This window comes from Aquabacterium sp., assembly GCF_036279655.1.
In the GTDB taxonomy this organism is placed as follows: domain Bacteria; phylum Pseudomonadota; class Gammaproteobacteria; order Burkholderiales; family Burkholderiaceae_C; genus Aquabacterium.
This window is the reverse complement of the sequence record NZ_DASUIT010000017.1, coordinates 28,894-52,716: the sequence shown is the minus strand read 5'-3', so window position 1 is coordinate 52,716 and position 23,823 is coordinate 28,894. Positions and strand designations below refer to the sequence as shown.

The following is a 23,823-nucleotide window of genomic DNA, read 5'->3' as shown; positions in this document are numbered from 1 at the left end:
GCGTTGCTTGGGCAGATGAACAACAGGGGTGGACACTCAGGCCTGGGGGGGCGTGTTCACCACGGACACGGAGGGGATCTTCGATGAGTAGTCCTTGGGCAACAAGGATAAACGCGCCGCCATGCGTCGGGCGATGTCCTTGTACAGGGCGGCAGGCCGGCTGTCGGGGTCGCTCACCAGGGTGGGGCGACCGCTGTCGGCCTGTTCGCGGATCTTGAGGTCCAGGGGCAGGGCGCCCAGCAGGCTGACGCCACCTTCCTGGGCCAGGCGTTCACCGCCGTGCTCGCCGAAGATGTGGGCCTCGTGTCCGCACTGGGGGCAGTGGTAGACAGCCATGTTCTCGATCACGCCCAGCACCGGCACGCTGACTTTCTCGAACATGCGCAGGCCCTTGCGGGCATCCAGCAAGGCGATGTCCTGTGGCGTGGTGACGACCACGGCGGCGGTGAGCGGGGCGCGCTGGCTGATGGACAGGTGGATGTCGCCCGTGCCCGGGGGCATGTCGACGATCAGGTAGTCCAGGGGCTCGCTGGCGTCGCCCCAGTTGGTCAGGCGCAGCAACTGGTCCAGCGCCTGGGTGGCCATGGGGCCGCGCCAGATGGTGGGGGCCTCGTCGGCCACCAGCAGGCCGATGGACATCATCTGCAGGCCGTGGTTGACCGGCGGGTTGATGGTTTTGCCGTCGGGGCTCTCGGGTTTGCCGCTCAGGCCCAGCATCAGGGGCTGGCTGGGGCCATAAATGTCGGCGTCGAGCATGCCCACGCTGGCCCCTTCGGCGGCCAGGGCCAGGGCCAGGTTGACGGCGGTGGTGCTCTTGCCGACGCCGCCCTTGCCCGAGGCCACGGCGATCAGGTTGCGCACGCCCGGCAAGGGGGCGATGCCCCGGGGGGCGGCATGCGTGAGGATGTGGGTGGACCAGTTCACCTGCACCTCGCGCACGCCCGGCAGGTCGATCAGGGCCTGGCGCACCCGTTCGGTGTAGGCGGGCCACTGGCTGCGGGCCGGGTAGCCCAGGGTGATGTCCAGCGTGGCGAGGCCATCGTGGAGCGACAGGGCCTTGAGTGCTCGGGTGCTGACCCAGTCCCGTTCGGTCAGGGGATCCTGGACGCCCTGGAGGGCATCGATCAAGGCTTGTTCGGCGGGGGAGGGAGAGGTCAGGCTCATGCGAAAAGGGGACTGCGGTTCGGTCTGCGAGATCGGGGTCGGGTGCCTGATGCACCCACTTTGCCAGTCTAGCGCCCTAAAATGGAAGGATTTTCCCTGTACCTGCCTTTACCTCCTGTAAAGAAGGTCAACCCAGACTCGCACCATGCCACGCCAGCTCTTCGTCACCACCGCGCTACCCTATGCCAATGGCCATTTTCACATCGGCCACATCATGGAGTACATCCAGGCCGACATCTGGGTGCGATTCCAGCGCCAGCAGGGGCATCAGGTGCACTTCGTGGGGGCGGACGACGCCCATGGTGCGCCTATCATGATCGCCGCCGAGAAGGCGGGCAAGACGCCGCAGCAGTTCGTGGCGGACATTGCGGCGGGCCGCAAGCCCTATCTGGACGGCTTTCACATCGCCTTTGACCACTGGTCCTCGACCGACAGTCCCGAGAACCACGCCCTGGCGCAGGACATCTACCGTGCCTTGCGCGAGCAGGGGCTGATCGAGGTGCGCGCCATCGAGCAGTTCTTTGATCCGGACAAGGGCATGTTCCTGCCCGATCGCTTCATCAAGGGCGAGTGTCCCAAGTGCGGCGCCAAGGACCAGTACGGCGACTCCTGCGAGGTCTGTGGTGCCGTGTACACGCCCACCGAGCTCAAGAACCCCTACTCGGCCCTGTCGGGTGCCACGCCGGTCATGAAGACCAGCGACCATTACTTCTTCAAACTGTCCGACCCGCGCTGCGCCCAGTTCCTGGAGGCCTGGACCCAGGATGGCAAGCTGCAAAGCGAGGTGGCCAACAAGATCAAGGAGTGGTTCACCAAGGACGAGAACGGTCAGGGCGGCCTGGGCGACTGGGACATCAGCCGCGATGCGCCTTACTTTGGCATCGAGATCCCCGACGCGCCGGGCAAGTACTTCTATGTCTGGCTGGATGCGCCCATCGGCTACCTGGCCTCGCTCAAGAGCTATTTTGCCCATGGCGGCCCCCAGGCCCGCTACGGCGAGACGCGCAGTTTCGACGAGTTCATGGCCGATCCGGCCGTGGAACAGGTGCACTTCATCGGCAAGGACATCACCTACTTCCACACCCTGTTCTGGCCCGCCATGCTCAAGTTCAGTGGCCGCAAGCTGCCCAACCAGGTCCATGTGCATGGATTCATGACCGTCAACAATGGCGAGAAGATGAGCAAGAGCCGCGGCACGGGCCTGGATCCGCTCAAGTACCTTCAGTTGGGCATGAACCCCGAGTGGCTGCGCTACTACATTGCCGCCAAGCTCAACAGCCGCGTCGAGGATGTCGACTTCAACCCCGAGGATTTCACGGCGCGTGTCAACAGCGATCTGGTGGGCAAGTACGTCAACATCGCCAGCCGTTGTTCCAACTTCATCCACAAGTACTTCGAGGGCGCGCTGGTATCCGTGGGCCCGGCCGACGAGGCCCAGTTCCTGGAGATGATCCCGCTGCAGGCGGTGACCAGCCGCGAGGCATCGATTGCCGATGCGCTGGACAAGCGCGAGTTCGGCAAGGCCCTGCGCGAGATCATGGCGGCCGCCGACGAGATCAACCAGTACTTCGACACGGCCAAGCCCTGGGAGCTGGCCAAGGACAGCAGCCAGCATGTGAATGGCAGCGCCCTGCACGAGGTGTTGTCGGCCTGCCTGGAGGGCTTCAAGTACCTGACGCTCTTCCTCAGCCCCATCCTGCCCGATGTCACCCGCCGCGCCTTTGATTTCCTGGGCTTCGATGGCCCTCTGAGCTGGCCTGAGCGCGCCAGCCGTGTGAGCACCATCCGCAAGTACGAGCACCTGATGACCCGCGTCGATCCCAAGTTGCTCGACGCCCTGTTCGAGGCGCCCCCAGCGCCAGTGGCTGAGGCCGCTCCGCTGCCCGGCGGCGAGGCGATCGCCCCCACCATCACCATCGACGACTTCGTCAAGGTGGACCTGCGCATAGCCAAGATCGTCAATGCCGAGCACGTGGAGGGCAGCACCAAGCTGCTGCGCCTGACCCTGGATGTGGGTGAGGGCCGCACGCGCAATGTCTTCAGCGGCATCAAAGAGGCCTACCAGCCGGCAGACCTGATCGGCAAGCACACCGTGATGGTGGCCAATCTGGCGCCGCGCAAGATGAAGTTCGGCGTCAGCGAGGGCATGGTGCTGGCCGCCTCGCATGCCGATGAAAAGGGCACGCCCGGCATCTATGTGCTGGAGCCCGTGGCGGGCGCTCAGCCCGGCATGCGCGTGCGCTGAGTCAGGGGCATGCCAGCTTGACCTGGCATCCCCCTTGCTGTGCAATGGTCACTCATGGCGCAGCATCCCATTCCACCGAACGATCCCGGTGCCTCCCAGGGCCGCTCATCCATCGGGCGCAAGCCTGCCTGGCTTGCCGCCCTGGATCTCGCGCCGTTTCGTCCCCGTTTGCTGGATGCGCTTCGCGGCTACAACCGCGAGCGCTGCCTGAGCGACGTCGGTGCCGGCCTGACCGTGGGCATCGTGGCCCTGCCACTGGCCATGGCCTTTGCCATCGCCTCCGGGGTCAAGCCTGAAGCGGGGCTCTTCACGGCCATCATCGCGGGCTTCCTGATCTCCGCCCTGGGCGGCTCGGCCGTGCAGATCGGTGGGCCGGCGGGGGCCTTCATCGTCATCGTCTACGGCATCATCGAGCGCTATGGCCTGGCCAATCTGCTGATCTCGACCGCGCTGGCCGGTGGGCTGATGTTTCTGCTCGGCCTGTTCCGTCTGGGCGCCCTGGTGCGCTACATCCCCGTCAGCATCGTCATCGGCTTCACCAATGGCATCGCCGTGCTGATCGCCCTGTCGCAACTCAAGGACCTGCTGGGCCTGAGCCCGCCGCGGATGCCGGCCGATTTTGTCGGCCAGATCCGCACCTTGTGGGCCTACCAGGATCAGTTCAATCCCCATGCCCTGGCGCTGGGGGCACTCACGGTCCTGGGCCTGATCCTCTGGCCCCGGCTGGCGGCCATGCACCGGCGTCTGCCCATGCCCTTGCGAGACAGCTGGCCGGTGCGTGTCGCCGCGCGTCTGCCGGGGGCCATCGTCACCCTGATCACCCTGGGCATGCTGACCGCGCTGCTGGAGCTGCCTGTGGCGACCATCGGCACGCGCTTTGGCGGTGTCCCTCAGGCCTTGCCCAGCCTGGCCTGGCCGGACTTCACCTGGGATGGCGTGCGTCAATTGTTCATCCCCACGGTGACGATCGCGTTGCTGGGCGCCATCGAGTCGCTGCTGTGCGCCCGTGTCGCCGACAACATGACGGATCTGCCCCGCCATGACCCCAATCAGGAACTGATGGCCCAGGGTGTGGCCAATATGGTCACGCCCTTCTTTGGTGGCATCCCGGCCACCGGCACCATCGCGCGCACGGTGACCAATGTGCGCTCGGGCGCCACCAGTCCGGTGGCAGGCATCGTGCACGCCCTGGCGCTGCTGCTGGTCGTCTTGCTGGCGGCGCCCTGGGCCTCGCATGTGCCCTTGCCCGTGTTGTCAGGGGTGCTGCTGTATGTGGCCTGGAACATGGGCGAGTGGCACGAGTTCGCCAAGCTGCGGCAGTTCAACTACACCTATCGCATCATCCTGCTGGGCACCTTCTTTCTGACAGTGGTGTTCGATCTGACGGTGGCCGTCGAGGTGGGGCTGGTGCTGGCCTGCCTGTTCTTCATCTACCGCATGAGCCACCTGTTCACGATCGAGGCCATTGATCTGGGGGATCGGTCGTTGCACTCGGGCGTGTGTGCCTGGCGGCTTTATGGGTCGCTCTTTTTCGGTGCCGTGGGCAAGGTGGAGCAACTGGAAGAGCAGTTGCACCAAGACACCAGGGTGGTGGTGCTGGCGCTGGATCGCCTCATTTCGCTGGACACCTCGGGCCTGGATGCGCTGGTGCAACTGCGTCGCACGCTGGAGCGGCGGGATGCCGTCCTGATCCTGTGCGAGCTCAACCATCAGCCCCTGAGCCTGATCCAGCGCAGCCGGCAGGACGTGCTGTTTGGCCTGAGCAATCTGCAGCCCACGCTGGAGGCGGCCCTGTCGCAGGCCCGGCGGGTGGCCGAGCGCTGAACTCAGGCGGCCGGGTGGGCCGTGTTCAGCCGGGTGCCGACCAGCGCTGACAGCACATCCAGACTCCACTGCGTGGTCTGCGGATCGCGGGCCAGAGCCTGGGCGCCCTGGAGGTCGCCGCTCGCGACCAGGGTGTTCAGGCGGTGGGCCAGGTGGCGGGTGTCCTCTGCAAAGTGAGGTGGCAGGGCCTCACTCAGGAGCGGTGAGGAGTTCAGTGCGTCCAGCAGTTGAGCGATGCACTGGCGCCAGGCCGTCAGGACCGCCGCACCGCCGGGGCGCTCCGTGGCCAGTTCGGCCCCATGGCCAGCGCAGGCATCGAGCATGGCCGAGAGCCATGCACGCCAGCCAGCGGGATCGTCCTGCTCGGGCACCGTGCCCGGGGCCGGCACCACCTGGGCAGCCACGATGTGCCCCGAGGCGGCCTGAGCGGACAGGCGTGTGCCCTTCATGGCCTTGGACTGCACGTCCAGCCACAGATCGTGGCGCGCCACCCAGGTGCGTGCCTGAGCGATGACCGCCAGGGGGTGGCCCGACAGCAGTTCCAGCTCCAGCTCGGCCAGGGGCTCGCGCAGGACCCCGGCGCGGATCTCACCACGGTCCAGGCAGACCTGGACCCGGCCCTCGGCGCTGTCGCGGTCGGCCTGCCAGCGATCGAAACAGGTCTCATACAGGGCGCCCAGGCCCACCTGCAGCCCCTGCGGATCGGTGGCTGGAGACCACTGAGGCAAGACACGCTGCAGGGCCGCCTGCACCTCGGCGCCATGGCGGGACAGGTCGGGCCGAGGGCGGCCATCCGCCGGGGGGGGCACCGGCACGTTCTCTTCCAGGCGCGTCATGGCATCGGCGCCTGCGCCCTTGAACGTCTGCACCCAGGCATCGCCTTCCCGCCGCACGCGCAGGGCCATGCGGTGGCGGGCCAGCCGGTGCTCGCCGGTGTCGAAATAGGCAGCATGCAAAGGCAGGGCCTGTGCGGCACCGATGTCGGCATGGATGGCCTTCACCTGCGCAGCCGGGATCTGGAATTTCAGCTCGATTTCATTCATGTGTGCATTGTGGCGCCAGCAGGATGCGTTGCCAGGGCAGGCTTGCGTTATGCTGAAAGCTGTCAATCATTCATGCGAGAGACAACGTGGGACTTCTTGATGATCTGAAAAAGCAGGCCGAGCAACTGCGTGTGAACCAGGGCCAGGACAGCGCCGCCCTGAAGGCCAATATCGAGACCACCGAGGTGGCCTGCCAGATGGTCTTCAATTACTGGGTGGAGCTGGCCAAGCAGCTCAGCGTGATCAAGCCGACCTCCAAGGGCCGCTACACCTTCGACGCCCGGCTGGCCACCTTCGAAGGTCTGACCTTCACCAATTTCCGCTCGGACATCCGCATGCGGGATTTGAACAGCCGCCAGGTCACCGATCACATCACGCTGTTTTTCGATCTGCGCACGGGCCAGGATGTTCGCCTGACGGTGGATTTCCCCCCCGAGATGGAGCGTCTGGAGGCCCGCATCCGCCAGTCCGGCGTACGCTGCATCCCCGATGTGGTCCGCAACCACGAGACCAGCAAGATCGTCGAGGTGCATTACGAGTTCAGGGCCGACATGCAGGGCCAGGTGTGCATGCGCGCCTACCACGAGGAGGCCCGGGTCGAGTTCATCGTCGACAACGTCGATGGCCTGGTGCACTGGGTGATTGGTTTCCATGCGGCCGACATCCACACCGAACTGCTGGATGAGCTGGCCAAGTGGCTGCTGGGACAGCCGCACCACTTCCGTGACAAAGGCAAGGTCCTCGAGATCCGCGAGTTGTGATCCCCACGCCCGGCATCGTAAAATGCCGGTTTCCCATCGTCCTTGACGCACGACCACCATGCCGCTGTTCTGGAAACCCTACAAGTCCGATGCCACGCAGTTCATCGAGAGCCTCAAGCAGCGTGACCCTCAACTGGAGTCGCGGCAGCGTGAAGGCCGCGGCCTGCTGTGGGACCAGGAGATCGACCGCCAGGCGCAGGCCGAGTGGCGTGATGCCCGTGTGGCCCAGAAGCCCTACGTTTATCACAACAAGGGCTGAGGCCCGCCTCGACACCTCCTTCCCAAGCTGGCGTGAGCGAAAACGTTCTGGCCCCGGAAGCGGGCGACACACCGCCGCCACCGCTGGACGATCTGGGTCAGCCGGAGGTGGTTGATCACGTCGCCGTGGCCCGCCTGTATGGCGAGCCGCTGTTCGCACTGCCCACGGATCTTTACATCCCGCCCGATGCGCTGGAGGTCTTCCTCGACTCCTTCGAGGGGCCGCTCGATCTGCTGCTCTACCTGATTCGCAAGCAGAACTTCAACATCCTGGACATCCCGCTGGCCGACGTCACGCGCCAGTACCTGACCTACGTCGAGCAGATCCGCAAGACCAATCTGGAACTGGCCTCCGAGTATCTGCTGATGGCGGCGATGCTCATCGAGATCAAGTCCCGGATGCTGCTGCCACCCAAGAAGGTGGAGGGCGCCGACGAGCCGGAGGATCCGCGTGCCGAGCTGGTGCGCCGCCTGATCGAATACGAGCAGATGAAGCTGGCCGCCGCAGGCCTGGATCGGTTACCGCTGCTGGGCCGCGATTTTTTGCGCGTGCAAGTGCACCACGATCCTTCCGCCCGTGTGCGCCACCCCGATGTGGCACTGCCCGAGCTGCGCGAGGCCTGGATGGAGATCCTCAAGCGCGCCAAACTCCATACCCACCACACCATCACGCGCGAGGAGCTGTCTGTGCGCGAGCACATGAGCATGGTGTTGCGCACCCTGCAGGGGCGGCGCTTCGTCGAGTTCGAAGAGCTGTTCGACCCGTCGCGCGGGTCTCAGGTGCTGGTGGTGACCTTCATCGCCATGCTGGAGCTGGCGCGTGAGCGTCTGCTCGAAGTCACCCAGGCGGAGGCCTTTGCGCCCATCTACGTGCGTCTGGCTTACCAGCCGGCCTAGAATCAGGTCAAACCCGAGGCCATGCATCTTGTGGATGCGATGCCCGCCCAGGGGCGCCCCAGGTGCTCAACGCTGAGGACAAGCAGGACATGACAACCGCCACTCCCACCCCTCCGGGCGCCCCCGTGCGCAAGCCCATGACCCTGCATCGCCTGCGGGAGATGCACACCCAGGGCGAGAAGATCACCATGCTGACCAGCTACGACGCCATGTTCACCCGCCTGGTGGACGAGTGCGGCGTCGACTGCATCCTGGTCGGTGATTCACTGGGCATGCTGGTGCAAGGTCACAGCAGCACCGTGCCGGTCAGCATGGACGACATGGTCTATCACACCCGCTGCGTGGCCCGAGGCAACCGCTGCGCGTGGATCGTGGGGGATCTGCCTTTTGGCAGCTACCAGGAAAACCGCGAGCAGGCCCTGCGCTCCAGCGTGGCCCTGATGCAGGCCGGCGCCCACATGGTCAAGCTCGAAGGTGGCGGCTGGACGGCCGAGACCGTGCACTTCCTGACCGAGCGCGGCATCCCCGTGTGCGCCCACCTGGGTCTGACCCCGCAGAGCGTGCACGCGCTGGGGGGCTTTCGCATCCAGGGCCGTGACCAGGCTGGAGCCGATACCCTGCGCCGCCATGCCAGCGAGCTGGCCCAGGCCGGCGCCGCCATGATGGTGCTGGAGTTGATGCCCTCGGCCGTGGCCGCCCAGGTGCAGGCCGACAACCCCGGCGTGATCACCATCGGCATCGGGGCGGGGGCCTCCACGGCCGGTCAGGTGCTGGTGCTGCACGACATGCTGCACGTCACGCGGGGCAAGCTGCCACGCTTCGTGCGCAATTTCATGGCCGAAGGCGGCTCCATTGAGGACGCCATCCGCCGCTATGTGGCCGAGGTCAAGGGCGGGCGCTTCCCCGACGAGACCCTCCACGGATACTGAGTGAGCCCCATGCACATCACCCACACCATCGCTGACTTGCGCGAGCGTCTGGCCGCCGCGCCGGCCCGTCCCGTCTTCGTGCCCACCATGGGCAATCTGCATGCCGGGCACCTGGACCTGATCCGTCGCGCCCGCGAGATCGCCGCCCCCACGGGCGCCCCCGTGGTGGCCAGCATCTTCGTCAACCGCTTGCAGTTCGGCCCCAACGAGGATTTCGACACCTACCCCCGCACCTTGGCGCGTGATGCCGAGTTGCTGGCCGAGGTGGGCTGTGATCTGGTGTTTGCCCCGTCCGAGGCTGAGCTCTACCCCGAGCCCCAGGGCTACAAGGTGGTGCCCCCGACAGAGCTGGCCGACATCCTGGAAGGCGCCTTCCGCCCCGGCTTCTTCACGGGTGTGAGCACCGTGGTGCACAAGCTGTTCAACCTGGTGGGGCCACAGGCTGCGGTGTTTGGCAAGAAGGACTACCAGCAGCTCATGATCCTGCGCAACATGGTGCGCCAGATGGGCCTGCCCATCGAGGTCCATGGCGCCGACACCTTGCGCGCCGAGGATGGCCTGGCGCTGTCCTCGCGCAACGGCTATCTCAGTGCCGAGGAGCGGGCCGAGGCGGTGCAGTTGATCACCTTGCTGCGCTGCGTGCGTGATCAGGTGGGGGCCTTGCGTGCGGCCGGCACCCTGTCCCATGCGGCGGTGGCCCAGATCGAGGCACGGGCCATGGAGGCCCTGCGTGCACGCCAATGGCAGCCCGACTATGTGGTGGTGCGTCGCCAGCGTGATCTGCTGGTGCCCACCGAGGCCGACCTGGCCCAGGCGGAGCCCCTGGTCAGCTTGACGGCGGCCCGGCTGGGCAAGACGCGCCTGATCGACAACCTGGAGCTCTGAAGCGCTTCACAGCAGCCGGAACGCCAGCACGGCCACCAGGGTCGGTGGCAAGGCGGCGATCAGCAGCCCCAGCGGCTGGATGGCGTGGTCGGAGAACTTCTCTTTCAGGATCGCCGCTCCCGCGGGGTTGGGGGCGTTCGCAATCAGGGTCAGGCCGCCACCGGTCACCGCCCCGGCCACCAGCGCGGTCTTGAAGTCGAGGCTCAAGCCATCCACCAGCGAGCCCAGATAAGTCAGGGCGGCGTTGTCCGTGATGGCCGTCAGGGCCACGGCACCGAAGAACACGGAGTTGGCGTCCATGCTCATCAGCACGGGCTCCAGCCACCACTGCTGAACGCCTCCCAGGACGACCAGGCCCGCGAGGAAGAAGGCGACCAGGAAGGCTTCGCGCAGGATGAGCGGATTCTGATGGCGCAGGTAGGCTGAGGCGAAGCCCAGAAAGAACAGGAACAGCCCCATGAACACGGCCGGATGGTGTGCAAAGACCACGACGCCCAGCAGGAACATCAGGTGCACCGCGATCATGGCCACGGGCACCAGCGCAGCCTGCTCCTTGGGCTGGGCGGCCATGTGCCCCAGCTCCCGGCGAAACAGCAGCATCGCGGAGCCCGCGTTGAACAGGACGGCGATGGCGGCCTTCCATCCGAAGTTGGCGATCATGAACCAGATGTCCCAGTTCCATTGGCCTGCCACCATGAGCACCGGGGGCGCAGCAAAGGGGGTCAGCGTCCCACCGATCGAGATGTTCACAAACAGCACACCCAGCGTGCCGTACTTCAGCTGGGTGGACACCTCGCGCGAGAAAAGGGTGTCGCGCAACATCAGCGCCGCCAGGGTCATCGCAGCGGGTTCGGTGATGAAGGAGCCCAGCAGGGGCACGAACGACAGCAGCAGGAAATACAGCGCCATGCCGTGCGGCAAGGGCAGATAGCGCGCCATGAAGCGAACCGCCGCACCGGCGAACTGCAAGATGGGCCGGGTCGCCGCGATCACCATGATGGCGAACACGAACATCGGTTCTGTGAAATTACGGGAATCCAGATAGGCGGTGGCCTCTTGTGTGCCGCTGATGCCGAACATGAACAGCATCAGCACCATGGCCCAGAAGCCGAAGACGACCTCCACCTCGCCCAGAAGATGCCACAGGCCCGCATGACGATGCTGCGTGTGGGCGAGGCGCTCGAAGTACTTGGTGGAGAAGGTGTGCAGGACAGCCAGGCCAAACAGCGTGGCGCCGATCACTTGGATCAGGGTGGGGGTGTTCATGGTGCGTGTTCAAGCCGCGAGGCGGCCCGACCTTCGCATGAACCTGCCGAGCCCCTGTGGCTGCGACACCCTGGTCTTATTCTATCCAGGGATGATGGGCACGACCACCCTGAGTCTGGGTCTCGACAGGCATGGGTGCCTCAACCGAGGGCGCCGGCCAGCCAGCGGGACCAGACCTGGTGCGCCGCCGTCTGCAGTGCCGGGCCATGCCGGGCGTTGTCGGCGCGCAAGGCATGCACATCGATGTGGGCCGCGGTCAATTCCGCCGTGTGGCCAATGAGCCAGCGCTCTAGATCCCGGGGTTGAGCCTCCAGATGGCATTGCAGCCCCAGGACCTTGGGGCCCAGGCTGAAGACCTGGTGTGCCACCACATCGGTGGAGGCCAGCAGCGTGGCACCCTCGGGCAGGTCAAAGGTGTCGCCATGCCAGTGCAGGACCTGGTGGCCGCAGGCCTGCAAGGCACTCAGGGGCGATTGCTGGCCTGCCTCGCTGAGGATCAGGGGTTTGAAGCCGATCTCCTTGGCGGGACCAGGGTAGACACGCTGACCGCTGGCGGCCGCCATCATCTGGGCCCCCAGGCAGATGCCCACAAGGGGCCGTCCGCTGTCCAGCCGCTCCTTGACGCGCGCCAGCTCGTCCGGGATGAAGGGATAGCGATCGCCCTCGTACACACCGATGGGGCCACCCAGCACCACCACGAGATCGGCCTCTGCCCATTCGGCCTTTGCTTCGGGGCTGGCCAGATCATCGACCCCGGCCTGGCGGTAGCGGATCTGGAAACCGCGGTCGATCAGCACATCGCCCAGCGTGCCCAGGTCTTCAAAACTCACATGCTGCAGGGCCAGGCAGGTGCGGGGAATGTGGCGCTTGTTCATGGTGTGGGCTCCTTGATGGCGTGCAGAAAGGCGATGGCCTCATCCTGCACCCGGCTGCGACGCATGGGCGGCAGGCTTTGCCAGATGCGGCGGCCGTAGGGTTTGTCGATCAGACGGGTGTCGCAGATCATGAGCACGCCGTGGTCCGTCTCGCTGCGGATCAGGCGACCCGCGCCCTGCTTGAGCGCGATGATGGCCTGGGGCACCTGATGCTCCATGAAGGGGTTGCCGCCCTGCTGGGCCAGCAGCTCCAGGCGCTTGGCCAGCACCGGGTCGTCCGGTGGCGCAAAGGGCAGCTTGTCGATCACCACCAGGGTCAGGGCATCGCCCTTGACGTCGATGCCTTCCCAGAAGCTGTGGCTGCCCACCAGCACGGCACGCCGGATGCGACGGAAGTCGTCGAGCAGCATGGGTCGAGGCGCATCGCCCTGCATCAGCACACTCAGACCCAGGCCTTCGGCCTCAATGCGCTGGCGCAGACGCTCGGCTGCACGTTGCACGGCGCGGTGGCTGGTGCACAGCAGGAAGGCACGGCCCTCGTTGGCCACGATCAAGGGCAGCGCGGCGTCGACGACCGCATCGGTGAAGTGCGGTGCATTGGGTGCCGGCAGATCCTTGGGCACATAGAGCATGGCCTGCGTGGGGTAGTCGTAGGGGCTGGACCAGGCCTGGCAATGGGCATCGTGCAGGCCCAGTGCATCCTGGAAGTGCTTGAAGTCCTGCTTGACGGCCAGGGTGGCCGAGGTGAAGACCCAGGTTTTGCGCGGGCGATCCTGCGGCTGGGCGGGGGGGTCGTCGTCCCAGGCCGGCGCCTCGCCATCCAGATCGGCGGTGGGTGGTGCATCGTCACCCAGGCGCTGGCGCCGGAACACATCGGCCACGGAGATGGGGGTGCGGTGCAGTTGCACGCCCAACTGGGACACATCGATCCAGCACAGCTCGGGCTGGTCTGCGCGCTCGGGGTGCCCCCACAGGCACAGGCGCTGCATGAGCTCGTCCGCGCGGCGATGCAACTGGGCCAGGTCGGGGCTGCGCTCGGCCTGGGCCTCCAGCGTGTCACGCAACTCGCGCAGCGCACCGCGCAACGTGTCCAGGGCCGCCCACACGCCATGCGTGGCGGGCAACTGGCCCTGCGCCCATTTGGACAGTCCGGCGTCGAAACACAGGCGCAAATCCTTCAGGGCCTTGTCGGTGGGGGCGATGGCGTCGGGCCACTGCACGGCATCGCGTGCATGCGCCAGGCCGATGGCCTTGGTGTCGCGCAGCAGGTCCATGATCTGGGCGCTCGACACCGTGTCCCCAAAGAACATGGTGGCCGTGTCGGGCAACTGGTGCGCCTCGTCGAAGATGATGGTCTGCGCGTTGGGCAGCAGCTCGGGCACGCCTTCTTCGCGCAGCATCAGGTCGGCAAAGAAGAGGTGGTGGTTGACCACGACGATGTCGGCATCCTGCGCCTCGCGACGGGCCTTGAGCACGAAGCAGTCGTTGTAGCGCTCGCAATCGCTGCCCAGGCAGTTCTCGCGGGTGGATGTGACGCGCATCCAAATCGGTGCGGTCTCGGGTACCGACGCACACTCGGCCTTGTCGCCCGTGGGCGTGAGGTGGATGAAGCGGTTGATCATGCCCAGGTCACGCACCTCCTGGCGGCTGCCCAGCAAGGTGGCATCCTGGTTGGTGCGCTCCAGGTGGTGCCAGCACAGGTAGTTGCTGCGGCCCTTGAGCAGGGCCACCTTGACCGGCAGGGCCAGCGCATCGCGGATGTGGGGCAGGTCGCGGTTGAAGAGCTGGTCCTGCAGGGCCTTGGTGCCCGTGGAGACGATGACCTTGCCGCCGGCCAGCAGGGCAGGCACCAGGTAGGCTGCGGTCTTGCCCACGCCCGTGCCGGCTTCCAGCACGGCGGAGTGGCCTTCTTCGATGGCCTGCAGGATGGCCTGCGACATCTCGATCTGCTCGGTGCGCACGTGGTAGCCGGGCAGGGCGCGCGCCAGCGGGCCGCTGGCGGCAAACAGGCCGGGCAGATCGATGCCGCTGCGGCTGCCTCGGCGGGGCGCAATCTCACTCATGTCCATCACTCAAGGGGTGCTGCGCACGACGCTGGCGTCCAGGGCGCGCTGCAGGGTGTCCAGGCAATCTCGGTGGTGGGCCTGCGCCGTGCCGTCGGGATCACCGCCGCGCGACGCACGCCGCAGTTGTTCGATCAGCAGGCGAGCCTGCTGACGCAACTGGGCGCGCACATCGGCGCGCGTGCCGCCACGCAGGATGCCCAGGCTCAGGCGATTGACGTGGTCGCGTTGCAGATTGCGTCGCCAGGAGGCCGTGGCCTCTCGGTTGGCGTCGATCCGTGGGCCCGGAGGGGACCAGATGGCCTCGCGCACACGGCGGTGCAGCTCGCGCACTGTCAGGGGCTGAGGTTCGCGGTCACGGGTCTTGTCGATGTTGTCCAGCAGCCGCTCGGCCAGTGCCTCGTTCATGAGGCTGCCCAGCACATCGCGTTGCAGGCGTGCGAGCTGATCGGCCACGGAAAAATCGGTCTGGATCATCTGACCATGGGCATCGAGCACCCCCTCGCCCCGCTCGAAGTAGTCCGGCGCCAGCTGGCGCTGCAGGGCGGGCGGCAGGTTCAGGGAGCGTGGCGACAGGAACTCGTCGAGCAGGAGCGTGAGCGCGGCGCGCTGCTGCTCGGCGGGCAGCGGGTCCAGCAGGGCGCGGCCGCTGCCTGGGGCATCACGGCGTGTGACGAGGCCGCCCACCTGCCGGGTCAGCACGGTCGAGGTGCGGGCGATGTCACGCAAGGCGTAGCTGATGCGGCGTCGGGGCAAGGTGGCGTCGTCCTCGGTGCTCCAGGAGCCTGCGGCCTGACGGGCGATCAGCGCGCGAGCCAGGTCCAGCCGGTGGCGGGCGAAGGCAACCGGATCACGCCCCAGATCGAACGCCAGGGCCTGCGGGTCGATGCCCAGCGCGTTGTCCTCGTCGGTGCCGTAGTCCAGCGCGATCTGCCAGGCCGGGTCGGCCTGACGTTGAGCGATGCGGCGCAGGGCCTGCGCCTGCTCTGCGGGCGGGCCGTCCAGCGGCTTGTAGCCGTACTCGATGGCCCAGTGGTCATACGGCCCCAGCGTGGTCTGGAAGGGGTCGCCCCAGGGCTGGCCCGGGCGGCCCAGATTGATGGGCACATAGTCCATCACGGAGGCGCTGTTGCCCTCGGGCTGCGGGCGTTGCAGCTCGGCCTGGCTGCGCCAGCGCGAGGCCCGGAAGTTGTGACGCAGGCCCAGGGTGTGACCCACCTCGTGCATGGTGGTGTCTTTCAGGTAGGCCAGCACAAAGGCCTTGACCTCGGCGCTGTCGGGCGGCAGATGGCCTTGCGCCATCAGCAGGTCGAGTCCGTAGGCCAGTTGTTCGGCGGCCAGCTCACCGTGCTCGCAGCGCTCAGGGTGCATGGCCTCATTCGCATCGGTGTGTGTGCCGCCGTCGATGCCGGGGGCAGCCTGCAGGATCTGCGCACGCGCACTGCGGATGGCCCGCGAAGACAGGCTCTCCAGGGCGATGTCGGCGGTGAGGATCTCACCGCTGCGCGGATCCACATGGGTGGGCCCGATGGCGCCGAAGCTGGGCTGATGGTTGGTCATCCAGCGGATGATGGCCTGCCCCTTGCCGACGATGTCCAGAGGTTGCTGGGCCGGATCGTCGCGCACCTCGATGGCCTGCTGGATGCCGATGGCCTCGAAGGCCTTGTTCCAGGCCAGGATGCCCTCGGTGATGGCACCCCGGTAGTCCTTGGGAATGCTGCCATCAAGCCAGTACACCAGCGGGCGCACAGGGGGCGAGAGCGGGGCCTTGGGGTCTTTTTTCTCGATCTGCCAGCGGTTGATGAAGCGCTGGCGGGGTGTGCGTGCCAGGTCGTCGCTGAAGTCGGCCACCGTGGTGGTGAAGTAGCCCACGCGGGCATCGGCCAGGCGGGGTGTCATGGCCTGGGTGGGCAGCGGCGACAGCGTGTACTGCACGGTGATGAACAGGCTGCGCGGATCCGGCAGGGCGGTGGGCACGCTGGGTTGAGGCCCGGTACTGCCGGAGGGCGCCGCCAGGGTGCCGGTGGCAAAGTGCTGCTGCACCTGCAGCACCAGCCCGGCGGGGCTGCCGCGGGTCTGGGTGATGGCGGTGTTGCGCGCATCCAGGTTGTAGCTTTGCCGGAAGGCGCGCTGCAACTGCTGCCCCAGGCCCAGCACATCGCCCGTCAACAGGCTGGACACCTCGACCAGCACACTGCCCCGTTGGGGGTGTGCGGCGCTGGCCACAGCCACACTGGCGAGCATGCTGGGAGAAAAGGCGGCTTGCACGGCCTGCGCCTGCGGCGTGTCCGGGCTGGCTCTGAACGAGCCATTGATGGCCACCAGTTGCACCTGCTGGTTGACGCGACGGAACTCCACCCACTGCGGGCGCCCGATCTGGGCCCAGCGACTGGACAGCAAGCCCCCCAACAGCCCAGCCTCACCGACGCCGGTGACCAGCTTGGGCGACAGGAAGAAGGCCCGCCCGAAGTCCTTCGGACTCAATTCGATCCAGACCTTGTCCTGGCGCTTCCACAGCGGCAGCAGCCCCTCTTGCCGTTCCGCATCCTTGATGACCACATCGAAAGCCGGCGGGGCGCCGGGGGCCTGTGTGGCCGGGGGGGACGACGGGGCCGTCTTGGGAGGTGCGCCGGGCGTGGGCGATGCCGACGGATGGACCGCACGCAGATGCGTGCAGCCGCTCATCAGGATGACAGTGGCCAGCGCGAGGGTGGTGGGTAGGCCAGGAAAGGGGCGTCCGATCATGGGCGTCACCTTACCATTTGAGTGGTGCGTCGCCGTGCGTTCACCCTTAGGGAGGTGTTGTGCAAGGCCCAAGAAAAAGCCGCCCGGTCTTCGCGACGGGGCGGCGGGTGTGGCTGGCAGCGCGATGCTTACAGCGCGGGGGGCTGCGGGAACAGATCCTTGATGAAATGCAGGCTGGGAATGTCTTGCACCAGCAGGGGGCCAAAGGCCACCAGCATCAGGCCGGCCAGCATCACCGTCGAGGGCAGGATCCAGCGCTCGTAGCGGCGGTAGAAGCCCAGGTGGCGCACTTCGGCATCGGCCTTGTCGATCTCATCCTCACCAATCACCTGACGGGTCAGCAACTGGTTCAGGGCCACGGGGGGCGACAGATAACCCAGCTCGAAGGCCACCAGCACCACCATCCAGAAGTGCAGGGGGTCGATGTGGTTGGCATAGGCGATGGGGGCCAGTGTGCCGGACACCAGGATCACGGCGCCGAAGGGGTCCATGACCATGCCCAGGAAGATCAGGATCAACAGCAGGAAGCCCATGGCCAGCCAGACGTTGTCGAACACGGACGGTGCCAGGCTCATGACCTCGGAGCGCTCGATCACGCCGCCGATGGCCAGCGACAAGGTCATCAGGGTGATCAGGGCACCGATGTGACCGATGGTCTCGTTGGTGGCATAGCGGATGGACGACTCCACACCGGGTTGACGATGGCTGGCGTAGTCAGGCGTGATCTCGGCCTTGCCCTTGTTGATGATCTTGTCGAAGATCAGGATGATCAGCAGCATGATGGGCATGATGATCGGCGCCGTGATCTCGTTGAGCTTGGTGTCCAGACCATACTCATAGAGGGCAATGACCACCGCGACGACGGCCACGAAGGGCAGCAGGGGCGGGATCTGGCGCAGCATGGCCGGGATGGCCACGGCCGGCGACTCGATGTTGGCGCGCTGGGTGCGCAGCATCTGCGAGGCCAGGAAGAACATCGTCGAGGTCACCAGGAAGACATAGAAGCCCCAGTGATACAGGCCGTTGGTGGTGACCTGCTTGTTCAGCGCGGCGATCAGCACCACCAGCAGGCAGGGGCGCAGCACCACGCCCAGCGAACCCGACATGGCCGTGGCGGCCGCCGCGAACTGACGGGCACCACCCGAGGCGCGCACCTCGTGGTAGATGATGCCGCCCGCAGCGATCACGAAGATGCCCGAGGCGCCGGTGTAGGCGGTGGGCAGGGCTGCGGCCAGCAGGATGATGTAGGTCAGCAACTGGGGCGACAGGCGCCAGGGGCGCAGCAGGTTCATGAACAGGTCGACCACGCGGCTCTGCTTGAGCATCATGCCGGCCAGGATGAACAGGCCCAGGTTCAGGAAGATGGCAGGCAGCTCCATCAATTGGCTGATGTAGATGGCCAGACCGGCCTTGTGCCCATTGAGCAGGAAGTAGATGCCCGCGATCAGGCTCATCTGGGCGAACAGCGGCACGGCCAGTGTGGCCAGACCCCAGCTGCCAGCGCCATCCGGGCAGGCGGGCGGCATGATCAAGCGCTTGACATTGATGGCCAGCATCACGCCAAAGAAGATCCACCACAGATAGTGCAGGTGCACATGTTCAACCACGGTGCCCGTGGCCAGCAGGATCTGGTAGTAGCTGACACAGGAGTACAGCAGCAGACCCGAGGCGATGGCCATGATCAGGGCCGACAGCACATGGTCCTTGGTGTAGCGCGGGGGGCGGATGCCGATGTGGTGGTTGCCCAGGGTGGTGGTGATGCCCGCGATGACGACCATCAGCAGCAGGATGAGGGGACGATTGGACGTGCCCATCTCGAACAGCGCGAAGAAGCTGGTCTCCAGCATGCGGTAAGCCTTGACCTCGGGAGTCTGGTGGTCAAGGATGCGCTTGTACATGTCGTGCTTGGTCTGGCAGATGCCATTGGCCTGCTCGATGGACTTGCGCAACTCTGCCGGGTCGACCTTGGTCTCTCCAAAGAGATCGTCGATGTCATCGCCCCCGCCACCGCCGGATGTTTCTGCCACTCGCTTCTGGACTTCGGCGTCGATGTCCTTGATGGGGACACAATCGGGCCGGGTGGGTTCTGCGCGCAGCATGAAGTACTGAACTCCAGCCGCTTTGTTGCCAAACATGGATTCGCCAGCCTTGAGCAACTGGCCGTGCACCATTTCACCAGTGCCGATGATCAGGGTCATCAGGAGGAGCGCGAACACTGGCAGGCTGGAAAACCACTCCAGCAGGGTGCGGCCCAGAATCTTGGGGGAGGACGAGGTGTGCATGCGATCTCGCAAATGTTCGGCGCGTGAACGCGACCAAACTCAAGAAAACGGGGGCGTGTACTGCCCCCCGTGGAGCGCGCAGGATGCGCGCTGGATCCGGACGTGAGCGGAAGGCTTACTTCCAGTCCTCTTCCGACTTGGTGGAGCACTCAGGGTCCGCGGCGTTCACGGCGCAACGGATCTTCTTGATCACCTTGAGGCCGCGCTTGTCGTACAGGCCCTTCTGTGCAATGTCGATGCGAGACTCGCGCAACATCAGCGTGTATTTGTAGGCATTTTCGGGGCTCAGTTCCATCCAGGTGCTGGCTGGCACGGTGGAATCGGCCTGCTTGATCAATTGCATGGAGCGGTCGAACTGGGTCAGCCAGTAATCACGCGACTTGTCACCGAAGCCCTCGGGGAACTTGGTGCGGTTGATGATCATCTGGTAGGTCAGGATCATGATCGGGAAGCGGGCGATGGCACCTTTGGTGCCGATGCCCTTGTACAGCTCCAGCGGCTTGTAGGCCAGCGTGGGCGCTGCGATCATGTCGAGCGAGCCATTGTTGAACTTGGTCGAGAAGTTCGTGATGTCGGCGGACACAGGCTGCGCACCAATGCGCTGGATCATGACGGCCTGGGCACGATCGTAGTCGAACGACGCGATGCGCTTGCCTGCCAGGGCTTCGACGGTGTTGATCCGGCGGTCGTTGACGATGGGATAGGCCGCGCCGATGGGCACGATGCCGCCCACTTCATAGTTGCCTTCCACCATCAGTTTGGCGACCAGAGGTGAAGATGCTGAATAGGTCTGGACCAGCTTGCGAACCACGTCGTAGCTGCTGGCCATGTCGATCTTGCCGTCGCGCACGATGGTGGTGGCGCCCAGAGTGTCGGTGGATGCTGCGACAGAGTTGAATTGGCGGGTGCGGAAAGCGGTGGCGATCACAGCATCACACTGGCCGGTGCGGAAGTCTTCGGTGGCCACGCCTTCGTTGTTGTAGGCCTTGAGCTCGACCGTCACGCCATGACGCTGCATGGCCACGACATAGTCCTTGGCCATGTTGAACAGATCACCCGAGGCCCCCAGCATGTCATAGGCACAGACCTTCTGTGCAGCCTGTGCGGTCAGGCTCGTGGTCAAGGCAAGCGCGGCCCATGCCAGCTTGCTCGAAGTCTTCGTCAGCGTCATAAGTCTCCTAGATACCAGAGAGAGGGGGTGGCCCCCTTGCGGATCACCAGACAGGTCGTTCAAGGCAGCCTGACGGCTGCCGGATTTGAACGACTGTATGAAAAGAGTAACTATATCTTTCGCGCACTTTCAAAAGGCAAACCCTCCCCCGCACAGAGGGGGGAGGGTTTGCCCGGGGACGCTCAGTTCAGGAAGTTGTCGGTGTTGACATCGCTGCCGGCCGCCTTGTCATCCCAGAACTTGCCCAGGCTGTTGAACGGGGTGCGCGAGCCGGTGGCTTGCGTCCACATGCGGTCGGAGATGAACTGCAGTTGCATCTTGGCGATCGCATCGAAGATGCGGTAGTCAGGGTTCTGCTTGAAGTTCTCGACATTGGCAAAGCGCTTGATGGTCTGGCGCACGGTGGCCGTGTCATCCGCCGACGAGGCGGCCACGGTGGCGAGCACGTGGGACAGGCGCACGCCCTTGGCTTCACCCAGGGCCATCGAGTTCTCGAAGGTGCCCTTGACATCCTTACCCTCGGAGCCGCCAGGCAGCAGCGACCACACCGCCGCACGAACGGCCTGAGGCACACCCCACCACTTGGCGTTGTCCAGGCAGGTCATGGCGAACTCGCTCAGTGGTGCGATGTCGGTGGGCACGCCCACCGATTGCTGTGAGGACATGTCGTTGGTGATGGCCAGCAGGCCCGACAGGGTGCCGGCCAGATAGGTCAGCTCGTCGAAGTCACGCTTGAAACGGGGGCAGGTCTTGCCGTACTTGAAGAAGTACTTCTGTTCCAGCTTGTCGCGCATGCGTTTGAACGCGGTGTACTGGCGGTCGGTGGACAGAGCCAGGTAGCGCTTCTGGGCGATGCGGGCATCCTGGGCTTCGTCGGGGCGCTTGTCACGTACGGCGCGCATGTAGCGCAGCTCTTCGTTCAGTGCGTTGGTGTCCGAACAGACGGCCGCAGTGGTGTATAGCGTGGCTTCCATCAGCGAGGGGTCGCCATGGAAGGCTCGGGCTGCACCCACCAGCGGTGCATTGACGGTGGCGAAGTTGCAGACCATGTCCGCGTCGGTCAGCTTCAGCGCGGGGGGGGTGAAGCCTTCTTCGAGGATGTTCAGCGTCACGCCGCTGGCGCCCGATTGCAGCAAGGCGCAACCGCTCATGGTCATGGCTGAGACGGCCATCACGGTGGCGGTCAGAAGTCGGGTCATCCTCGGAATCATTGATCAGTCTCCACTAAGGGGCTCCGACCAGCAGAGCGGCAGATCACGCCGCAGCTTGGCTGGTGATGGGGCAGGGGGTGAGGGTTGGCAAGTACTTGTAACGCTCGGCGGCATTCCGCCAAAAAGTCCTCAAAATTCTAGCGGCCCATACGCTGGTGACCGCCCCAACAAACCCTAGGGTTCTCCCGAAAAACTCAAGCCACACAAGGCCTTGCGGACGTCTGGATGAAAAAAGCCTCATCACGTATTTTCAGGGGTTGTTGTGTCACCTGATGTGCGCTTTGTCGATGCATCGCGGGGCGTGGGCTGAGCCAACTTCCGGGTGGGCTTCAATGTGGGTGGTCCCGTCTTCGACGGAACCACCCACATTGAAGCCCGGCCGCGTGCCCCTTCACCCCGCGCCCCGCGCTGCACCGCAAGAACACAAGATCTCGGCGCATGAAAAGCGACCTAGAAACTCCGCGAAGAAGCAGAAAAAAGCCCGGTGCGGTGACCGGGCTTCGTGGTGAGGCAATGTGCTTACTTGATGGGCTTGAAGCGCACACGCTTGGGACGTGCGCCTTCTTCGCCCAGGCGCTTCTTCTTGTCGGCTTCGTACTCCTGGTAGTTGCCGTCATAGAAGAACCACTGCGAGTCGCCTTCGCACGCCAGGATGTGCGTGCAGATGCGGTCAAGGAACCAGCGATCGTGGGAGATGATCATGGCCGAGCCTGCGAACTCCAGCAGGGCGTCTTCCAGGGCGCGCAGGGTTTCGACGTCCAGGTCGTTGGAGGGTTCGTCCAGCATCAGCACGTTGCCGCCCTGGGCCAGGGTCTTGGCCAGGTGCAGGCGGCCGCGCTCACCGCCGGAGAGGTTGCCCACCAGCTTTTGCTGGTCGTTGCCCTTGAAGTTGAAGCGGCCGATGTAGGCGCGCGAGGGCATCACGAACTTGCCCACCACGATGTTGTCCAGACCGCCGGAGACGTCTTCCCACACGGTCTTGTCGGCGGCCAGGCCTTCGCGGCTCTGGTCGACGAAGGCCAGTTGGGCGGTCTTGCCGATGGTCACTTCACCGCTGTCGGGCTTCTCGACGCCCTGGATCATGCGGAACAGCGTCGACTTGCCGGCGCCGTTGGGGCCGATGATGCCGACGATGGCACCTGCCGGCACCTTGAACGACAGGTTGTCGATCAGGCAGCGGTCGCCGAAGGACTTGGTGACGTTCTTGAACTCGATGACCTCATTGCCCAGACGCTCGGCCACGGGGATGAAGATTTCGTTGGTCTCGTTGCGCTTCTGGTATTCGACGTCGCTCAGCTCTTCGAAGCGGGCCAGACGGGCCTTGCTCTTGGCCTGGCGGCCCTTGGTGTTCTTGCGAACCCATTCCAGTTCCTGCTTCAGGGCCTTGGCGCGGGCGTCTTCGGTCTTCTGTTCGGCCTCCAGGCGCTTTTCCTTGGCCTCCAGCCAGTCGGAGTAGTTGCCCTTGTAAGGGTGGCCTGCGCCGCTGTCGAGTTCGAGGATCCACTCGGCGGCGTTGTCCAGGAAGTAGCGATCGTGGGTGATGGCCACCACGGTGCCCGAGAAGCGCTGCAGGAACTGCTCCAGCCAGTCGACGGACTCGGCGTCCAAGTGGTTGGTGGGTTCGTCCAGCAGCAGCATGTCGGGCTTGGACAGCAGCAGGCGGCACAGGGCCACGCGGCGCTTTTCACCACCGGAGAGGTTGCCGATCACGGCATCCCAGGCGGGCAGGCGCAGTGCGTCGGCGGCCAGTTCGAGTTGCAGGTCGGTGTTCTCGGAGCCGCCTGCAGCGATGATGGCTTCCAGCTCACCCTGTTCGGCGGCCAGGGCGTCGAAGTCGGCGTCGGGTTCGGCATAGGCCGCATAGACCTCGTCCAGGCGCTTCTTGGCGGCCAGCACCCCGCCGATGCCTTCCTCCACGGCTTCGCGCACCGTCTGTTCGGGGTTCATGACGGGCTCCTGGGGCAGGTAGCCGATCTTGATGCCGGGCATCGGGACGGCTTCGCCCTCGATTTCCTTGTCCACGCCTGCCATGATCTTGAGGAAGGTGGACTTGCCCGAGCCGTTCACACCCAGCACGCCAATCTTGGCGCCGGGGAAGAAGCTGAGGGTGATGTCCTTGAGGATCTGCCGTTTCGGGGGAACAATCTTCCCCACTCGGTTCATCGTGAATACGTATTGGGCCATGGTGGTGCCTGCATGCCCGA

General features: G+C 65.3%; 17 protein-coding genes. 7 read left to right on the top strand and 10 right to left on the bottom strand.

All coding sequences use genetic code 11. The annotated features are described in order from the left end of the window. Positions 1 to 36: 36 nt before the first annotated feature. Positions 37 to 1,164, bottom strand: a complete 1,128-nt coding sequence (apbC, locus tag VFW84_RS01985; RefSeq protein ID WP_329678753.1) for an iron-sulfur cluster carrier protein ApbC — start codon at positions 1,162 to 1,164, stop codon at positions 37 to 39. Between the two features lie 145 nt (positions 1,165 to 1,309). Here apbC and metG point away from each other — a divergent pair, with 145 nt between their 5' ends. Further along, positions 1,310 to 3,409, top strand: coding sequence for a methionine--tRNA ligase (metG, locus tag VFW84_RS01980; RefSeq protein WP_329678752.1), 2,100 nt, complete (start codon positions 1,310 to 1,312; stop codon positions 3,407 to 3,409). 54 nt (positions 3,410 to 3,463) lie between these two features. After that, entirely contained in the window at positions 3,464 to 5,233 is a 1,770-nt protein-coding gene (locus VFW84_RS01975) for a SulP family inorganic anion transporter (RefSeq protein ID WP_329678751.1), read from the top strand. A gap of 2 nt (positions 5,234 to 5,235) precedes the next feature. Here VFW84_RS01975 and VFW84_RS01970 read toward each other — a convergent pair whose 3' ends face one another. Next, positions 5,236 to 6,276 (bottom strand): CYTH domain-containing protein, encoded by a 1,041-nt coding sequence (locus VFW84_RS01970; protein WP_329678750.1) that lies wholly within the window; start codon positions 6,274 to 6,276, stop codon positions 5,236 to 5,238. Positions 6,277 to 6,362: 86 nt separating this feature from the next. Between VFW84_RS01970 and VFW84_RS01965 the strand changes: the two genes are divergently transcribed. From VFW84_RS01965 to panC, 5 genes are all read left to right on the top strand, one after another. Continuing rightward, positions 6,363 to 7,037: a hypothetical protein gene (locus VFW84_RS01965; RefSeq protein WP_329678749.1), complete on the top strand. Its 675-nt coding sequence runs from the start codon at positions 6,363 to 6,365 to the stop codon at positions 7,035 to 7,037. A gap of 58 nt (positions 7,038 to 7,095) precedes the next feature. Next, a complete protein-coding gene (locus VFW84_RS01960) occupies positions 7,096 to 7,296 on the top strand; it encodes a DUF3460 family protein (protein ID WP_329678748.1) in 201 nt (66 codons plus the stop codon). Positions 7,297 to 7,343: 47 nt separating this feature from the next. Further along, entirely contained in the window at positions 7,344 to 8,192 is an 849-nt protein-coding gene (locus VFW84_RS01955) for a ScpA family protein (RefSeq protein WP_329678763.1), read from the top strand. Positions 8,193 to 8,281: 89 nt separating this feature from the next. Beyond that, entirely contained in the window at positions 8,282 to 9,121 is an 840-nt protein-coding gene (gene panB / locus VFW84_RS01950) for a 3-methyl-2-oxobutanoate hydroxymethyltransferase (protein ID WP_329678747.1), read from the top strand. Between the two features lie 9 nt (positions 9,122 to 9,130). Further along, positions 9,131 to 10,006 (top strand): pantoate--beta-alanine ligase, encoded by an 876-nt coding sequence (gene panC, locus VFW84_RS01945; protein WP_329678746.1) that lies wholly within the window; start codon positions 9,131 to 9,133, stop codon positions 10,004 to 10,006. A 6-nt stretch (positions 10,007 to 10,012) separates the two neighbouring features. Here panC and VFW84_RS01940 read toward each other — a convergent pair whose 3' ends face one another. The 8 genes from VFW84_RS01940 to ettA all read right to left on the bottom strand — a co-directional run bounded on the left by VFW84_RS01940 (position 10,013) and on the right by ettA (position 23,803). After that, positions 10,013 to 11,272, bottom strand: a complete 1,260-nt coding sequence (locus VFW84_RS01940) for a putative Na+/H+ antiporter (protein WP_329678745.1) — start codon at positions 11,270 to 11,272, stop codon at positions 10,013 to 10,015. A 140-nt stretch (positions 11,273 to 11,412) separates the two neighbouring features. After that, complete coding sequence (locus VFW84_RS01935) at positions 11,413 to 12,147, bottom strand: glutamine amidotransferase (protein ID WP_329678744.1); 735 nt, start codon at positions 12,145 to 12,147, stop codon at positions 11,413 to 11,415. Further along, positions 12,144 to 14,210: an ATP-dependent DNA helicase gene (locus VFW84_RS01930; protein WP_329678743.1), complete on the bottom strand. Its 2,067-nt coding sequence runs from the start codon at positions 14,208 to 14,210 to the stop codon at positions 12,144 to 12,146. The genes VFW84_RS01935 and VFW84_RS01930 overlap by 4 nt, the downstream gene beginning before the upstream one ends. Positions 14,211 to 14,219: 9 nt before the next feature. Further along, positions 14,220 to 16,955 (bottom strand): zinc-dependent metalloprotease, encoded by a 2,736-nt coding sequence (locus VFW84_RS01925; protein ID WP_329678742.1) that lies wholly within the window; start codon positions 16,953 to 16,955, stop codon positions 14,220 to 14,222. A gap of 128 nt (positions 16,956 to 17,083) precedes the next feature. After that, positions 17,084 to 19,237 carry a TRAP transporter large permease subunit gene (locus VFW84_RS01920; RefSeq protein ID WP_329678741.1) on the bottom strand — a complete coding sequence of 718 codons (2,154 nt, stop codon included), beginning with the start codon at positions 19,235 to 19,237 and terminating at the stop codon, positions 17,084 to 17,086. A 115-nt stretch (positions 19,238 to 19,352) separates the two neighbouring features. Then, entirely contained in the window at positions 19,353 to 20,408 is a 1,056-nt protein-coding gene (locus VFW84_RS01915) for a putative solute-binding protein (RefSeq protein WP_329678740.1), read from the bottom strand. Positions 20,409 to 20,590: 182 nt separating this feature from the next. Beyond that, positions 20,591 to 21,607 carry a hypothetical protein gene (locus VFW84_RS01910; protein WP_329678739.1) on the bottom strand — a complete coding sequence of 339 codons (1,017 nt, stop codon included), beginning with the start codon at positions 21,605 to 21,607 and terminating at the stop codon, positions 20,591 to 20,593. Positions 21,608 to 22,138: 531 nt separating this feature from the next. Then, positions 22,139 to 23,803 (bottom strand): energy-dependent translational throttle protein EttA, encoded by a 1,665-nt coding sequence (ettA, locus tag VFW84_RS01905; RefSeq protein ID WP_329678738.1) that lies wholly within the window; start codon positions 23,801 to 23,803, stop codon positions 22,139 to 22,141. Positions 23,804 to 23,823: the final 20 nt, after the last annotated feature.

Excerpts from the sequence above, each read along its gene's own strand:
- panC (WP_329678746.1), top strand. The coding sequence starts at position 9,131 with ATGCACATCACCCACACCATCGCTGACTTGCGCGAGCGTCTGGCCGCC.
- VFW84_RS01925 (WP_329678742.1), bottom strand. The coding sequence starts at position 16,955 with ATGATCGGACGCCCCTTTCCTGGCCTACCCACCACCCTCGCGCTGGCC.
- VFW84_RS01910 (WP_329678739.1), bottom strand. The coding sequence starts at position 21,607 with ATGACCCGACTTCTGACCGCCACCGTGATGGCCGTCTCAGCCATGACC.
- VFW84_RS01940 (WP_329678745.1), bottom strand. The coding sequence starts at position 11,272 with ATGAACACCCCCACCCTGATCCAAGTGATCGGCGCCACGCTGTTTGGC.
- panB (WP_329678747.1), top strand. The coding sequence starts at position 8,282 with ATGACAACCGCCACTCCCACCCCTCCGGGCGCCCCCGTGCGCAAGCCC.
- apbC (WP_329678753.1), bottom strand. The coding sequence starts at position 1,164 with ATGAGCCTGACCTCTCCCTCCCCCGCCGAACAAGCCTTGATCGATGCC.
- VFW84_RS01960 (WP_329678748.1), top strand. The coding sequence starts at position 7,096 with ATGCCGCTGTTCTGGAAACCCTACAAGTCCGATGCCACGCAGTTCATC.
- VFW84_RS01970 (WP_329678750.1), bottom strand. The coding sequence starts at position 6,276 with ATGAATGAAATCGAGCTGAAATTCCAGATCCCGGCTGCGCAGGTGAAG.
- VFW84_RS01920 (WP_329678741.1), bottom strand. The coding sequence starts at position 19,237 with ATGCACACCTCGTCCTCCCCCAAGATTCTGGGCCGCACCCTGCTGGAG.
- VFW84_RS01935 (WP_329678744.1), bottom strand. The coding sequence starts at position 12,147 with ATGAACAAGCGCCACATTCCCCGCACCTGCCTGGCCCTGCAGCATGTG.
- VFW84_RS01930 (WP_329678743.1), bottom strand. The coding sequence starts at position 14,210 with ATGAGTGAGATTGCGCCCCGCCGAGGCAGCCGCAGCGGCATCGATCTG.
- VFW84_RS01975 (WP_329678751.1), top strand. The coding sequence starts at position 3,464 with ATGGCGCAGCATCCCATTCCACCGAACGATCCCGGTGCCTCCCAGGGC.
- ettA (WP_329678738.1), bottom strand. The coding sequence starts at position 23,803 with ATGGCCCAATACGTATTCACGATGAACCGAGTGGGGAAGATTGTTCCC.
- VFW84_RS01915 (WP_329678740.1), bottom strand. The coding sequence starts at position 20,408 with ATGACGCTGACGAAGACTTCGAGCAAGCTGGCATGGGCCGCGCTTGCC.
- metG (WP_329678752.1), top strand. The coding sequence starts at position 1,310 with ATGCCACGCCAGCTCTTCGTCACCACCGCGCTACCCTATGCCAATGGC.